The organism is Provencibacterium massiliense, assembly GCF_900169495.1.
Classification (GTDB): domain Bacteria; phylum Bacillota; class Clostridia; order Oscillospirales; family Ruminococcaceae; genus Harryflintia; species Harryflintia acetispora.
In genome coordinates this window covers 400227-415314 of record NZ_FWCH01000012.1, presented here as the reverse complement: position 1 = coordinate 415314, position 15088 = coordinate 400227, and the positions used below count along the sequence as shown (strand labels likewise).

12 protein-coding genes are annotated in these 15088 nt (G+C 62.5%); 7 read left to right on the top strand and 5 right to left on the bottom strand.

What is annotated here, in order from left to right:
* Window positions 1-405: 405 nt before the first annotated feature.
* The gene (locus tag B5477_RS07000; RefSeq protein ID WP_079699025.1) at window positions 406-996 is read right to left on the bottom strand and encodes an MBL fold metallo-hydrolase; all 591 of its coding nucleotides are present in this window, start codon (window positions 994-996) and stop codon (window positions 406-408) included.
* A 132-nt stretch (window positions 997-1128) separates the two neighbouring features.
* On the opposite strand from B5477_RS07000, the gene B5477_RS06995 reads away from it, so the two are divergent.
* Window positions 1129-2250, top strand: a complete 1122-nt coding sequence (locus tag B5477_RS06995; RefSeq protein ID WP_079699024.1) for a M20 metallopeptidase family protein — start codon at window positions 1129-1131, stop codon at window positions 2248-2250.
* Window positions 2251-2272: 22 nt separating this feature from the next.
* Window positions 2273-2683 (top strand): large conductance mechanosensitive channel protein MscL, encoded by a 411-nt coding sequence (gene mscL / locus B5477_RS06990; RefSeq protein ID WP_079700416.1) that lies wholly within the window; start codon window positions 2273-2275, stop codon window positions 2681-2683.
* Between the two features lie 79 nt (window positions 2684-2762).
* Here mscL and B5477_RS06985 read toward each other — a convergent pair whose 3' ends face one another.
* Genes B5477_RS06985 through B5477_RS06970 form a run of 4 tightly spaced genes read right to left on the bottom strand, consistent with a single transcriptional unit; the run spans window position 2763 to window position 7468 of the window.
* Complete coding sequence (locus tag B5477_RS06985) at window positions 2763-3647, bottom strand: flavin reductase family protein (protein ID WP_079699023.1); 885 nt, start codon at window positions 3645-3647, stop codon at window positions 2763-2765.
* Window positions 3648-3665: 18 nt separating this feature from the next.
* A complete protein-coding gene (locus B5477_RS06980) occupies window positions 3666-4826 on the bottom strand; it encodes a sugar ABC transporter permease (RefSeq protein WP_079699022.1) in 1161 nt (386 codons plus the stop codon).
* 3 nt (window positions 4827-4829) lie between these two features.
* Window positions 4830-6335: a sugar ABC transporter ATP-binding protein gene (locus B5477_RS06975; protein WP_079699021.1), complete on the bottom strand. Its 1506-nt coding sequence runs from the start codon at window positions 6333-6335 to the stop codon at window positions 4830-4832.
* Window positions 6336-6358: 23 nt separating this feature from the next.
* Window positions 6359-7468 carry a sugar ABC transporter substrate-binding protein gene (locus B5477_RS06970; protein ID WP_079699020.1) on the bottom strand — a complete coding sequence of 370 codons (1110 nt, stop codon included), beginning with the start codon at window positions 7466-7468 and terminating at the stop codon, window positions 6359-6361.
* A 229-nt stretch (window positions 7469-7697) separates the two neighbouring features.
* On the opposite strand from B5477_RS06970, the gene B5477_RS06965 reads away from it, so the two are divergent.
* From B5477_RS06965 to B5477_RS06945, 5 genes are all read left to right on the top strand, one after another.
* On the top strand, window positions 7698-9272 hold the full coding sequence (locus B5477_RS06965) for a response regulator (protein ID WP_159448958.1): 1575 nt from the start codon (window positions 7698-7700) through the stop codon (window positions 9270-9272).
* 13 nt (window positions 9273-9285) lie between these two features.
* On the top strand, window positions 9286-10320 hold the full coding sequence (locus B5477_RS06960) for a sensor histidine kinase (RefSeq protein WP_079699018.1): 1035 nt from the start codon (window positions 9286-9288) through the stop codon (window positions 10318-10320).
* A complete protein-coding gene (locus B5477_RS06955) occupies window positions 10310-11773 on the top strand; it encodes an ATP-binding cassette domain-containing protein (RefSeq protein ID WP_079699017.1) in 1464 nt (487 codons plus the stop codon). The genes B5477_RS06960 and B5477_RS06955 overlap by 11 nt, the downstream gene beginning before the upstream one ends.
* A gap of 175 nt (window positions 11774-11948) precedes the next feature.
* Entirely contained in the window at window positions 11949-12659 is a 711-nt protein-coding gene (locus tag B5477_RS06950) for a response regulator transcription factor (RefSeq protein ID WP_079699016.1), read from the top strand.
* Window positions 12622-14895, top strand: coding sequence for a sensor histidine kinase (locus B5477_RS06945; RefSeq protein ID WP_143533559.1), 2274 nt, complete (start codon window positions 12622-12624; stop codon window positions 14893-14895). Before B5477_RS06950 ends, B5477_RS06945 begins: the two co-directional genes overlap by 38 nt.
* The last annotated feature ends 193 nt before the right edge of the window (window positions 14896-15088 follow it).

The following is a 15088-nucleotide window of genomic DNA, read 5'->3' as shown; positions in this document are numbered from 1 at the left end:
TCCTTTCAAACCCTCTTTTGTTTCCAATCATTTTCTCCAATCCGTGGTTATCTTGCTGTAAAATAACCGTAGTGGTTTCCCTACGCCAGGACATTTTGTGAAAATTGACCAGAATTCATTTTTAGTCTACCGCGATGTCCCTCTTTTTGAAGGACATTTTTTCTTCGGCGTTTGTATATTGCCCTGTTTTTTCTCCCGGTTTTTTCCCGGTTTCACGGCAAAAAAATGAACCGGGCGCGGCATTTCCTTCTCGTTAAAATACAAAAGCAGCCGCCCCCTGAGGGGTGGCTGTACAGTTGGAAAAGCGCTTCCCTGCGATCCGTTCGGCGCGCATAAATACAGGCTCTTACGCGCTTGGCAACAAAAAAGGGCCCGCACTTTCCCGTGCGGGCCCCTAAGGGCTTGTCAGAGCTCGATCTCCTCCCCCGGCTCGAGGATGATCCGGCCGGGCGCTGAAAAACGTTCGGCGCAGGCGCGCTCGAAGAGCGCGCCCGGCTTCATATGGACCGGTATGCTGTGCCGCGCCCCGATGAGCCTCGCACAGGCGGACGCTTCCCCGGGGCCCATGTTGTAAACCCCGTCGATGGGCAGCAGGGCATAGTCCAGCCTGCGCTGTGAAAGCGAGTGCATCTGGTCGGTGGTGGAGGTGTCCCCCGCCGCGTAGATGCTGATCCCGTCGAGCGTCAAAAGATATCCCACGCATTCGCGCGGGTCGTGATTGATGTTCTCGGCGCGCACCGCCTCAATCTGCGCCACGCCCACGGTGAAGGTGTGATAGACCCCGCCCGCGAGCGCCTCCCGCTCGGTGATCATTTGGCATCCCGGGGCCCTCCTGACCAGCTCGACCCGGTTGTGATCGCTGTGCTGATGGGTCACCAGGATCAGATCGGCGGGCTTCTCGTACCCGCCTCCGACAAACGGATCGACATAGATCACCATTCCATGGTTGGAGGTGATCCGGTAGCTTCCATGGCCCTGATAATATAGCCTCGGCATAGCGCTGCTCCTTTCACGTCCTTTTTCTGATTATAGCACCTCGCGCCCTCCGAAGCAATTTAACTCTGGAATTCATGCGCCATAGACGATATAATAGCCATATGATCCCGGATTGGACAGGAGGCAGGGAATATGCAAAGGGAGCATCTTGAGGAGATTACCGCGCTGCGGCACCGCCTGCACGAGCGAGCGGAGCTCGCGATGGAGGAGCGGCAGACCAGGGAAACGCTGATCCGCTTTCTAAAAGAGCGCACCGCTCTCGAAGTCGAAGACCGGGGGCGCTGGTTTTACGCCCATTACCGCAGCGGCAACCGGGCGGCCCCGGCGCTCGCCTTCCGCTCGGACTTCGACGCGCTCGCCATCGACGAGGGGCCGGGCCTCCCCTACCGCTCGCGCAACGCCGGCGTTTCACACAGGTGCGGGCACGACGGGCACAGCGCCGCGCTGGCCGGGCTGGCGCTGGAGGCCGATAAGCTGGGTGCCGGGCGGGACCTTTACTTCATCTTCCAGCACGCCGAGGAGATTGGCGGCGGGGGCGAGGAATGTGCCGGGCTGATTACGGAGAAGGGGATCGCGCAGGTGTACGCCTTCCATAACATGAGCGGCTACCCGCTGGGGAGCGTGATGGTATGCGACGGAGTCACCCAGTGCGCCTCCAAGGGGCTGACCGTCCGCTTTTTGGAAACGCCCGCCCATGCCAGCCAGCCGGAGGACGGAAGGAACCCGGCTGGGGCCGCCGCGCGGCTGGTGCTCAAATCCCAGGAAGCGGCTGCCGCCGACGGCTTTTCAGGGATGGTGATGGCCACCGTCGTGCAGGTGGCAGTGGGGAACAAAAACTTCGGGATCGCCGCCCACCGCGGGGAGGTCTCGATGACCCTGCGGGCGGATTACGAGCGGGACCTGGAACGGCTGGAGGAGACGATCCGCCGCTATGCCGGCCGTCTGGCCGAAAACGAGGGGCTCAGCGTCTCGTTCGGCGAGAGCGACGTCTTTCCCGAAACGGTCAACGATCCCGCCTGCGCGCGGCTGGTGCGCGAGGCGGCGCAGGCGTGCGGGTACCCCGTCGTGGCGATGAAGAAACCGTTTCGCGCCTCGGAGGACTTCGGCCATTACCTTAAGCGCTGCCCGGGAGCGATGTTCTACCTCGGCAATGGGGAATCCTACGCGCAGCTGCACACCAGCGGCTACGACTTCAACGACCGGATTTTGGAGCGTGCGGTGGAGCTGTTCAAAAAGATCATCGAATTGGCGTAAAATGACAGGGGGAATGATAAAAATGAAGAAGTTTTTACAGGAATTCAAGGATTTCGCGCTGCGGGGCAACGTCGCCGACCTGGCCGTCGGCGTCATCATCGGCGCCGCGTTCCAAGCGATCGTCAAGTCGTTGACCGACGACATCCTTTCGCCCATTATCGGGTTGTTCGCAAAAACGGATTTCTCCGATCTCATCCTTGTGGTGCGCGGCGTGGACATCCGCTACGGCGCTTTCCTGACCGCCATCATCAATTTCCTGATCATGGCCCTGCTGATCTTCCTGCTCGTCAAGGGGATGAACCGGCTGGCCGCGCTCGGCCAAAAGCCCGTATCCGCCCCCGAAGCGCCTCCGGCGCGCCTGTGCCCCTACTGCCGCTGCGAGGTGAACGAGGCCGCCACGCGTTGCCCGCACTGCACCTCGGCGCTGGAATGAAAATTTCGGACCCGCGCTCAGTAATAAAGCGCGAGAGAAGGGACGGCCTGCCGGATTTGCCGGCGGGCCGTCCCTTTTATCATTCTTTCCAGACCAGCTCGGTCAGCCTGGCGCTCAACGCCGCCTTGATCCCCCCATTCCCCACGGGGTCCGGATCCTCCATCCAGCGTTCATAGAGGCGCAGGATGTCCTCATGCTCCTTCGCGCTGATTCTGCCCCGGCGCTCCTCGCTCTCCATCCAGGAGCAGAAGCTCCCGGTCCAGGCAGAGTCGTCCCCCAGCTCGTCGCCGGTGCGGTACACCTGCTTAAGATCCATGCGCATATAGTTGATCCGCTCCGGCTTCCCGTTTAAGGACACCTCGTACATCAGGTCGGCCAGCACCATCCCGGGCTGGTACGGGTGGGCCCGGTCCTGCTCATAGATTTCCCGCGAGACGTTGACCGCCACGATCTTCAGGATGAAGATCGTCGTACCGGAGGCCTCGTACCGGTGGACCACCCTGCACTCCATGTTGTTCGGGCACTCGGCGATCCCGCAGGGAGAAACCTTGCTGGAGGGGACCGGCGTCAGGCGGGCCACCTCCAGCTCGCTGATCCCCGGCGGCAGCGGCAGGCCGGCTATGTGGCTTTCCTTCAGCAGCGAATAGGGATAATAGCTGATGACGCACTCCCCGCTGGCCCGCAGATTTTTTTCTGTCTGCCGGCTGCCCAGCACCCCCATGACGAAGTACCAGGCGGCGTCTGGCGCGCCGCCCCAGACCGCGCTGCCCATCGAAATGGGCGCGCAGTTGAGGTTGCCCCGCTCGTCTTTTGTGGTGACGAGATAGCAGACGATCGGCGGCTGCACGAGCCGGTGCGAAAAGTCGCAGCTGTCGTAGTCGATCAGCAGGTCCCCGCCTTGGCTGCGGGTCTTCTGCTCCACCTGGGAGATGATCTCCTCGACGTCGAAATATTTCCGTTCCATCCTTGTAACCCTTCCTTTCTATCCGTTTTGCGCGCGGCGCATGCGCACGTCGAACCAGACGGCGACAATCAGGATCAGCCCCTTGACGATATACTGCACGTCCGAATTGACGTTGAGCAGGCTCATCCCGTTGGTCAGGCTGGCCATCACCAGCGCGCCGATGACCGAATTGATCACCTTGCCGCTGCCGCCCGCCAGGCTCACACCGCCGATCACGCTGGAGGCCACCGCGTCCAGCTCCATCCCCATGGCGGCGCCGGGGGTGGCCGCGGCCAGCCGCGCGGTCTGCAGCACGCCCGCCATCCCGGCCAGGCCCCCCATGATGATGAAGGTGGTCATGCAGACCGCGGCGTTGTTGATCCCCGACATCCGCGCCGCCCGGGGGTTCCCGCCCACCGCGTAGACCTTGCGCCCGAACCGGGTCTTGGCCAGCACGAAGGTGAGCGCCCCTGCCAGCAGGAGCAGTACGAACACCGCGATCGGAATCCCTTCATAGGAGTTCATCACCACGACGAAGGCCGCGCCCACCAGCAGATACCCGGCGTACCGGCCGAACCTCTTAAAATAGGAGACCTGCTCCCCCAGCACCCGGCTCAGGCTGGATTGATGCCGTACGTCGAAGAAAACAAAAGCGATCAGCGTCCCGCCCGCCAGCAGGTACCCCAGCGCCGGAGGCAGGTACTTCTGGCCCAGTGTCAGAAAGAACGGGTCGCGCACCGGGATGGTGGTCCCTTGGGTGACGATATAGAGCCCGCCCTTGAAGATCAGCGAGCTGCCCAGCGTCGCGATGAAGGCCGGGACGCCGGCGTAGGCGATCCAAAAGCCGTTCCAGCAGCCGATCAGGCAACCGATCACGACCGCCAGCAGCACGGCGGCCATCGGGCTTTGCGAAAGCCCGGAGATCGACCAGGCCGCCACCGCGCCCAGAAAGCCTGTCACGCTGCCGACCGAAAGGTCGAAATTCCCCGCGATCAGGCAGACCGTCATCCCGATGGCTAGCACTCCGACCACCGACATCTGTCGAAACAGGTTCGAGATGTTGCGTATGCTCAAAAAGGTCCCCTGCGTCACGGCCTGGAAGATGATCCAGATAGAGGCCAGCGCCAGGATCATGGCGTAGGAGCGCACATACTTCTTTAGTTTCAGCCGGCCGCAAAGGCCGGTCTCTCTGCTTTCCATATCCTAATTCCCTTCCATCGTGGCGTAATACATGACCCGCTCCTGGGTGGCCTCCTGGCGGGAGAGCTCCCCCGTGATCCGCCCATCTTTCATCACCAATATCCGGTCGGACAGCCCCAACACCTCGGGCAGGTCGGAGGAAACGATCAGCACGGCGACCCCTTCCAGGGCCAAGCGCCGCAAAAGCTCGTAGATTTCATACTTCGCCCCCACGTCCACCCCGCGGGTCGGCTCGTCCAGAATCAGCACCCGGGGCTTTGGGAGGAGGAACTTGGCGATACACACCTTTTGCTGGTTTCCCCCGCTGAGGCCCTCTACGCGCTGGTAAAGCCCCGTGCAGCGGATCCCCAGCTTTTCGACGTAGTACCCGGCCTGCCGGCGCGCCTCCCCGTCGAGCATGACGCCGTGCAAGCTGAGCGGCCCAAGTCCCGCCATGGTGATATTGTGCATGACGTCCAGCATGCCGACGAGGCCCTCGAGCTTTCGGTCCTCGGACACCAGGCCGATCCCGCTGCGGATGGCCTCGCGTGGGGAGGTGACGGCCGCCGGCCTGCCGCAGAGCATGATCTCGCCGCTTATGCGTCCCGGCTGTGCGCCGAAGATGCAGCGCACCAGCTCGGTGCGCCCCGCGCCCATTAGCCCCGCGATCCCCACGATCTCGCCGGCGCGCACCGAGAGGGACACACCGTCCACCAGCCTGCGCCCGGCGCTGTCTTGGGCGCTCATGCCGCGCACCGACAGCACCTCCTCCCCGGGCTCGCAGAGCGCCGGCGGGAAGCGCCCACAGAGCTCCCGCCCGATCATGCAGGCGATCAGGCCGCCCTCGTCGAACCGGTCCGCCGGGCGGGTTTCCACCAGACGCCCGTCGCGCAGTACCGTGATGGTGTCGCTGAGCGCGAGCACCTCGCCGAGGCGGTGGGAGATATAGAGGATGGTGATCCCCTTTTCACGCAGCTCCCGCAGGATAAAAAAGAGCTTCTGCGACTCCGCCTCGCTGAGTGCCGCGGTGGGCTCGTCAAAGATCAGGACGTCCGCCTCCTTGACGAGCGCCTTGGCGATCGCCACCATCTGCCGCTGACCGACGCCCAGCCCCCCGACCGGCGCCAGCGGGTCGAGCGGGATGCCGAGCCGCCGGAACACCTTCATGGTCCTGTCGATCATCTCGCTCTCCGGGAGCTTTTGCCCGCTGCCCAGGAAGACGTTTTCATAGACGCGCATCTGCAGCACCAGCTCCAGCTCCTGGGCGATAATCTCGATCCCCGCGCGCTGCGCCGCCTTAATACCGTGGAAGCGGGCCTTGGCGCCCTTTAGGAAGAATTCCCCGCCGTATTCCCCAGCGGGGTAAACCCCGCTGAGGATTTTCATCAGGGTGCTCTTCCCGGCCCCGTTCTCCCCCACCAGCGCGTGTATCTCGCCGGAGCGCACCGCAAGGTCGATCCCGTGCAGCACCCGAACGCCGGAAAATTCCTTTTTGATCCCGCAAAGTTTTAAGATAACCTCGGCGGACATGTCCTCACCTTCCCATGCTGCCCTCAGGCGTTCAGGTAAATTTCCTCTTTCGTATGGATCCCCGAATCCACGCAGACCTCCATGATGTTCTCATTGGTGATCATGATGGTCGGGATCTCGCCGGTCGGGATTTCGGCCCCCTCGATCGTCGTTTTTTTGACCGCCAGGGAATCGAGCGGCTCCCCCTTCGCCAGGGCCTGCGCGGCGCGCAGGCAGATGTCCGCCGTGCCCTCATGGTCGAAGATGACGGTGGAATACTGCTTGCCCTCCACGATCCGCTGCAGCGCCGCGATCTCGGCGTCCATCCCGACGACCGGCACCGTTCCGGCCAGACCCTGGCCCTCCAGCGCCTGGATCGCACCGCCGGCCATGCCGTCGTTGTGGCAGAGCACCAGGTCCACGCCGTTTCCGAGCTGGGTGAGGGCGTTCTCCATTGCGCTCATCGCCCCGTCGGGCATCCAGTTGGTGATATACTGCTCGAAGACCAGCTTCATGCTGCCGTCGTCCAGACGGGGCTGTAGCACCGACATCATCCCTTCGGTCATCTCGGTGGGCACGGTGGAGCTCTTATCCCCGCCGATGAGCACCACATTGCCCGCGCTGCAGGCCTCCAAAGCGGTCTGGGCCATCTTTTTTCCGGTCTCGACAAAGTCGTTGATGATGAAGAAATCCTGGTCCGCCGTGTTCGCCTGCCGTCCCCAGACCACCACCGGGATCCCGGCGGCCTTGGCCTGGGCGAGCGCCGGAGTGATCGCGTCCGAATCGGTGGGTGAGACGAGGATCACGTCCACCCCGCTGGAGACGAGATTCTCGATCTGGGTCGCCTGGGTGGCCGTGTCGTTGGCCGCGTCCACCATCTGGAGACTCAGCCCCAGCTCGTCCGCCTTTTTTTGCAGGGCGTTGGCGTCATTGCGCCAGCGCTCCTCCTGGGTGGTGCACTGCGCCACGCCGACGGTGATGCCCTCTTCCTCCGGCAGCGCTTCCTGCTCCTCCTGTTCCTGCTGCGCCGCGGCGCCCGAAGGCTCGTTCGTGCCGGGGGCCTCGTTTTGTGCCTTTTGCGAGCAGCCGCACACACCCAGTATGAGTGCTGCGCACATGCAAATTATGGAAATCCTTATTTTGCTTCGTTTCATTTTCGTCTCCTCCTCATTTGATCGTTTCGTTCAAAACCGCCTGAAATCGTGCTTTGCACCCACAGTATAAGAGCGGGGGAGCGCCGCCGTCAATCATTGGCGGCCATCTTCTTGAATCCGTCCCCCCTTTTCTAAGGACTGTCCACCTTGTTTTGGCGCCCCTCTTTCGGTATGATAGAATTAAGGGATATTCTGTCGTTTTTGCCCTTTAGGAAGGATGGGAACGAACATGAGATCGGTACTGATTGTGGACGACGAAATCAACATCTGCTCGCTGATCCGGCATGAAATCGAGTGGGAAGCCCTCCGGCTTACGCTGTGCGGGGTGTGCAGCGACAGCCGCCAGGCGCTAGAGATGATCCGTCGGCAGCGCCCGGACATCGTGATCACCGACATCCAGATGCCCGTCCTGGACGGGCTGGAGCTGATCCGCCAGGCGCAGCTCGAGGAGCTGCCAGCCAAGTTCATCATCATCAGCGGCTATTCCTACTTTGAATACGCGCGGCAGGCGGTGCGCTACGGGGTGGACAGCTTCCTGTTAAAGCCGATCGACCACGACGAGCTCAACGATGCGCTGCGCAAGGCGCTCAAAAAGCTGGGGGCCGAGGACGAACAAAAACGGGGCTTGCTGCAGGCGGGGCGGGACGCGCTCTCCCTGCGGCGTCTCCTGCTCTACCAGCCCGACATACTGGGGCAGCGCGGGCTTTCTCTCCCACAGGTAAACGCCGAATTCCATTACCAGTTCGTCCCCGGCTTCTTCCTTGCGGGGGTGCTGCGGCTGGACCAGGAGGACGGGCTGCCGCCCGACCCGCTGGCGCTCGAACAGATCGCAAGGCGCTTTTGCCGCGCCGCCGCACCGCTGTGCGCCGAGCTCGAGCTTGCCGAGCTTTGCGAGCACACCCTGCTGCTGCTCATGAACGGCGCCGAACCGGACTGTCCCGCGCTGCTCGGCAAGCTGGAGTGTTTTTTGCTGGACAACTGCCAGGATTTTTTCTTGGGAGAGCGCCGGCACATCACGCTCGCCCTCGCCGCCCCGGTGCGCCAGCCCGGCCAATTGGGAGCCGCCTTTTCGCAGGCGCACAGCCTGCTCGCACAGCGCTCTGTGCGCGGGGTAGACCGGATGATCCTCCCGCAGGACAAAGAGCCCCTCCCCATAAAGGAGGGGGCAAGCCTGGAGTGCTTTCCCTTCCAGTCATTCTGGGAGCAGATCGAGCACCTGCTCTCTTTGATGAAAACCGTTGAAGCAGGCGGGGCGATCCGGCGCTTTCTGGAGCAATCACACCCTGTCCTGGAGCGGCATCCCGCCTCCCTCGGCCCGTTTTGCACCGAGCTGCTCGGCGGGCTCGCCGCGCGGCTTTGCAAGGAGCCGCCCGCCCTGTCCTTGGTGGAGCTTTTCTCCTTTGAACGGCTCTCTATAAAGATTACGGAATTATGCTCCCAGCTGCTGGCGGCGTATGAAGCCGAGCACGCCAACACCGAGCGCAAGGCCGTACAGGTGGTCAAAGAATATATCCGGGTGCACTACGCCGAGCATCTGGGCCTGGAGATCCTCGCGCAGCAGGTCTTCCTGGCGCCGCTCTATCTGGGCCAGCTCTTCAAGCGCGAGACCGGCGTCAACCTGAGCGACTACCTGCTGCAGGTACGGCTGGAAAAAGCCAAGGAGCTGCTGGGGGATCTGCACTACAACGTCTCCCAGGTCGCCGCCTTGGTCGGCTACCGGGACGATAAGTACTTCAGCCGCCTCTTCCGGCGGCATATCGGCGTCAGCCCGATGGAATACCGCAAAATCCATCGGATCGTATGAGGGGGGAAGGCCAATGAAGGAGCGTACCGTCCTGCGAAACCTGCGTCAATTCCGTTACTGGCGCCATTGGCTGCCCTGCCTTATGCTGCTGCTCCTCTCCGGGCCGGGGCTTTTTCTCCTCCCTTTCCTGCCCCTTGAAAGGGGCGGCATGGCGATGCTGCGGTTGCTCCTGCTCGCCGCGTTTTTCTATGGGGCCGCCGTCATGCTCTATCACTTCTATCACGACATCGTATTGACCGACCGGCAGCTCTCACGCCTCGGGCGCGACATCCCAAGCGTGCAAAAGGCGGTTGACCCCGCCTCCTTCGGCCGGACGCTGCAGCGCTCGATCGCCTATTTCGGCGAGTCGATGGAGCGAGAGTACACCCGGCAGATCCTGCAAAAGCAGGCGCTGCTGCACTCGCTGCAAAGCCAGATCAATCCGCATTTTCTCTACAACACCCTCGACTGCATCCGCGGCAAGGCGCTCGACGAAAACTGCCGCGAGACCGCCGACATGATTGGCGCGCTCTCGGCGTTTTTCCGCTATACCATCAGCAGCTCGTCCGAAACGGTCACGTTGGAGCAGGAACTGCGCAATGTTGACAACTTCGTAAAAATTCAGAATTACCGCTTCCCGGACCGTTTCACCCTCGTGCGGGAGCTGTCCGCCGGAAACCGGGATTACCTCTCCTACCGCCTGCCCAAGCTCTCGCTTCAGCCGCTGGTGGAAAATGCCATCCAGCACGGGCTGCGGGACATGCCCGTGGGCGGGGTGATCCGCATCCACCTGCGCACGGCCGGGGGAAGGCTGATCCTGGCCGTGGAGGACAACGGGCGCGGGATCGCGGACGAGGAGCTGCTGCGCCTCAACCTCGCGCTGTGCAGCGGCTCCGGGCGGGCGGAGCCGCCGGCCTCCCCCGGCTCCGGGATCGCGCTGCAGAACGTCAACGCGCGCCTGCGGCTGATGTACGGCGAGGACTACGGGCTGAATGTGTACAGCATCCTGGGCTATCAGACGAGGGTGGAGCTCTCCCTCCCCCTGACGGAGAACGCCCATGAAAGCTGAACTGCTGCGCCTATGTCGCCTGAGCCTCTCATCGCAGGGGAGGCCGCTGCTCGAAAATCTCAACCTCACCCTGTTGCAAGGGGAGCTGCACGGCCTTTTCTGCCGCTCCGACCGCTGCCGCGGCGCGCTCTTCGAGCTGTTGGGCGCGCGCGCCTTTCCCGAGGGCGGCAAGCTGTTCCTCTTTGGCAGGGAGGTTTCTTCCCCCGCTGCTTGGCGGCAGGCCGCCGGAGGGATGCTCTGCTGCCGGCAGGACGACCAGCTCTTTTTGCAGCTGACGGTGGCGGAAAACATCTGCGGCCTGCAGGAGCGCTTCTTCTCTTATCGCCGCCTCGACCTGCCCGCCATGTACGCCGAGGCGCAGAGGCTGCTGGGGGAGGCGGGGCTCCCCTTCGTCCGGGCGGATCAGCGGCTGGAGGAAATTCCTCCCTGGCAGCGCCAACTCGTCGCCCTGCTGCGCGTGTGCGCGCGCCAGAGCAAAATCCTGGTCCTGGAGGACAGCGCCGGCGGCTATACCCGCGCGCAGGCTGTCCTTTATAAAAATGTATTGCGCTACCTGCGGCAGGCGGGGGTTTCTGTACTGTTCATCACCGACCGCTTCAGTGAGCTGATCCTCGAATGCGACCGGCTGTCCGTCCTGCGTCACGGCACCATCGTCTCGGTCAGCGAGCCGCAGCACCTTCAGGGCGGCGAACTGCTCTCCCTGTTCCGGGGGGATGGCAGCGCCCCGCCGCGGGAGGACTCCCCCTTGGCAGGGGAAGGTGTCCCGGCCGCCGGCCGGTCTGTCCGGCTCGAGCTGCAAAGCGTCTGTGCGGGGGAGCATCTGCGGGGCTTTTCCCTTTCCCTCGCCTCGGGGGAAGCGCTGGGAATCTACGATCCGGACTGGACGGTCTGCGAAGAGCTCTCCCATATGCTGACCGGGCAGCTGCCCTACACCGGCTTCGCCGCGCTGGACGGCCGTCCCCTCCCCTCGAGGCAGGGCTCCCGCCCGAGCATAAAGGGGATCGCGCTGCTGGACGAATCCAGCGGCACGCAAGGGATTTTTCACAACCTGGGCCTCGTCGACAACGTCGGGCTGCTACTCGATCTCGGGCGGCCCTTCGGGATCGAAAACAGCCGGGTGACCTATTATACGGTTTTACAAGCGCTGGCGGCACTGGACCTTCTGGACCTGGCGCAGGAATATGGGCGCTGCGAGCGGCTGCCGCAGCTCGGCGGCAGCTTACAGCAAAGCCTGGTCATTGCGCGCTGGCTCTGTACCGGGCCGGCGGTGATGATCTTTCGCAATCCCCATATCGGTTATAACGACCTTTCGCTGCACGAGTTCGGGGAAGTTCTGCGCCGTCTGAGGCAGAGGGGGATTTCCATCCTTCTCCTTTCCCGCAGCCGCTCGCAGCTGCGGCGCCTGTGTTCCCGGATCATCGAGGTGGAGGAAGAGCTCTGCGCCAGGGACTGAGCCCTTCCCCGCCGGATGAAACTATGCTATACTGAATGATAGAAAAGACGTGTCAGTCTCTCTGACACGTCTTTTCTTTCGAGCTTATGGTTCGTAAGGAATCTGTAAGGATTTCCCTTGTGATTTTGTAAGAACCTTCCCTTAAGATAGAGACAAGCCTGAAGGAGGAGTTCCCATGAACGAATGTGTGCTTGTGGTCGACGACGACCGGGAAATTGTAAAAGCCATCGCGATCCTGCTGCGCAAGGAGGGGTACCGGGTGCTGGAGGCCTACGACGGCCTCAAGGCGCTCGAGCTTGCCGCCGAGCAGTCGGTCCAGCTGATCCTCATCGACGTGATGATGCCGAAGCTCGACGGGCTGTCCGCCGTCATGAAAATCCGCGAGCGGCGCAACCTGCCCATCATCGTGCTCAGCGCCAAGAGCGAGGAAACCGACAAGATCCTCGGCCTCTCAATGGGGGCCGACGACTACGTGACCAAGCCCTTTAGCCCCCAGGAACTGGTGGCGCGGGTGCGCAGCCAGCTGCGGCGCTACACCAGCCTCGGAGACATCAACACGGCACTCAGCAGCGGCGAGATCCACAACGGGCGGCTGAGCTACAACACCGAGGAGCGCCTCCTGCGCGCCGACGGCGACCCCGTCAAGCTGACCGCGACCGAGACCAAGATCGTCGACCTGCTCATGCGCAACCTCGGGCGGATCTTCCCCGCCGAGGAGATCTACCGCAGGGTCTGGGAGGAGGAGGCCTTCGCCCCGGAAAACACGGTGATGGTCCACATCCGACGCATTCGCGAAAAAATCGAACTCAACCCGAAGGAACCCGAATATTTAAAGGTGGTGTGGGGAATTGGATACAAAATCGAAAAAATGGAAAGCCATACTTAGTTTTCTTTGCTTTTCTCTCGGGGTGAGCCTCCTCCTGGGCGGGGCCGCTCCCTTCCTCTCGCTGGCGCTGCGCGGCTCCCAGGGCGTGCAGGAGCTGCGGGAGAGCTTTGAGACCGACTATCAGAATACCACCCAGTTTCGCCGGAACATCTCGGGCTACCTCGAGGATTTCCTCGCGATGGCCAGCGGCAGCCCGCTGGACTGGTACGGCTACCCCTACGACGGGGAATACACCTATAGCTACGCCCAGGAATCCGCCGAGGCGGCCATGGAGGGCCTCGGCCTGCAATGGGGCTGGCAAACCGAAACGAGCTACGGCGTGTCCGAGGATTCTTCCTCCGGGCCAAGCTACCCCAGCGACGAGGAGATCGAGGCGGCCGCAAAGCGCGCGCACGAGCGCTTCGCCAAGGACAAAAACATACTTTATACCATCTCCTACGACGGCAAGGAAAAGTACACCAACGCCGAGGGCACCGGGCTCGACGGCCCCTCCCTCGCCCAGCCCGAGGGGTACAACTTCCTGCTCTATTTCGACGGCAAGAAGGCCACCATCATAAAGGACGGCAAGAAGATCGACCCGTACGGCGACGGGTATTACCGGGAGGAGAACGACTGGTACCTCCCCGGCTACAATAACTTCACGGTGGATGAAAAGACCTCTCACGCCACCGTCACCATCGCCGCCGCCAAGGTGCCCATGCTCTACGTTTCGACGGACAACTCCAATTCGGCGTACCGCAGCAACGACCTGTACTACCTGGCGCGCAATCTCAGCCAGAACCGGCAGCGCTATATCGTCTGTGCCTTTGCCCTGACCGCCGGCGCCGTCTTCTTCCTGTTCTATCTCTTTTCGCGGCGGCAAAAGGCGCGCGCAGACCGCTTCCTGGCCAGGATCACGGGACGCGTCTACATCGAGTTCAAGGTCCTGATCCTGCTGCTGGCCCTTCTCTTCGCCCTGCTCGCTTCGAGCTACAATATGCGCGAGCTGGCCTATTATGTCTATAACGAAGGCTATCTCGACTTCTGGATGCTCTCCTCCTACCTCCAGGACGTCGCCCAGAACACCGGCGCCGTGCTGTTCCTGTTCTGGATGGGCTACCTGCTGGTCAACGACCTGCGCTATGGAGTGCACCCCCTAAAGCACAGCCTTCTCTCAAGGCTGCGCGCTTCCCACCGGAGAGCCGAGCTGCGTCTGCCCTTCCAGCAGCGCATGGAGCGCCGCCTGCGCCGGATCACGGCCTTTCAGGTGATCCTCAGCGCCGCGGCGGCGGTGCCCCTGTTCTTCTTCATGATCTATAATTCCCCCGGGGCCCTCGTCATTGCCATTCCCCTGCTCCTGCTGCTGGCGCTTGGGCTTTGGGCGCTGCACGACTTTAACAGGGACTGCCGGAGTATGAGCGGGGATGTCGGCGCGCTGATCGACCAGATCGGGACGGTGCGCGCGGGCAATCTGAGCATGCCGCTGACCCTCCCCGATGACGCGGACCTCTGCCAGGCGGCGCAGGACCTCGGCGACATCCAGCGCGGGATGAACGCCGCACTCGAGGAGCAGATCCGCAGCGAGCGCATGAAGGTCGAGCTGATCGCAAACGTTTCTCATGACATCAAAACCCCGCTGACCTCGATCATCAGCTACGTCGAGCTGCTGGACGAGGAGGAGGACCTGCCCGAGCATGTGCGGGACTATATAGAGATTCTTAAGGGCAAGTCCCAGCGCCTTAAGACGATGGTGCAGGACGTGTTCGAGGTGAGCAAGGCGACCTCGGGACAGCTGCCGGTGGACCAGGAGGAGCTGGACCTCGGGAAGCTGCTGCGCCAGACCCTGGCCGACATGCAGGAGCAGATCGCCGGAAGCCCGGTGCAGCTCAGGAGCGAGATACCCGAGGAGCCGGTGATGATCCAGGCTGACGGGCAGCGGCTCTACCGGGTCTTCCAGAACCTGCTGCAAAACGCCTTGCAGTATTCCCTCGAGGGCTCGCGGATCCACGTCTCGCTGCACGCCGACGGCAGCATGGCGGTGGCCAGCGTGAAGAACACCTCGAAAACCGAAATCGCCCCGGGCGTGGATTTCACCGAGCGCTTCGTGCGGGGGGATCAAAGCCGTACCGACGGCGGCAGCGGGCTTGGCCTCTCGATCGCCCGCAGCTTTACCGAGGCCTGCGGCGGACGCTTTTCGGTGGAGACCATCGCCGACCTGTTCGTGGTGACTGTGGAGTTTGCAAGGCTCCCAGAATAAAATCCAGCAGACAGGCCCCGCCGATCCGGCGGGGCCTGTCTGCTGGGCGGCTTCAACCTCTATCCTGAAAAAAGCCGCGCGCCCCTCCCCCAAAATATCATCCCGGGACTTGACAACAGATTCTGTAAATATTATAATTACAGTATAAGCTGTAGCATCAAACGATACATTCAGGAGGAGCCATGGATCAGGT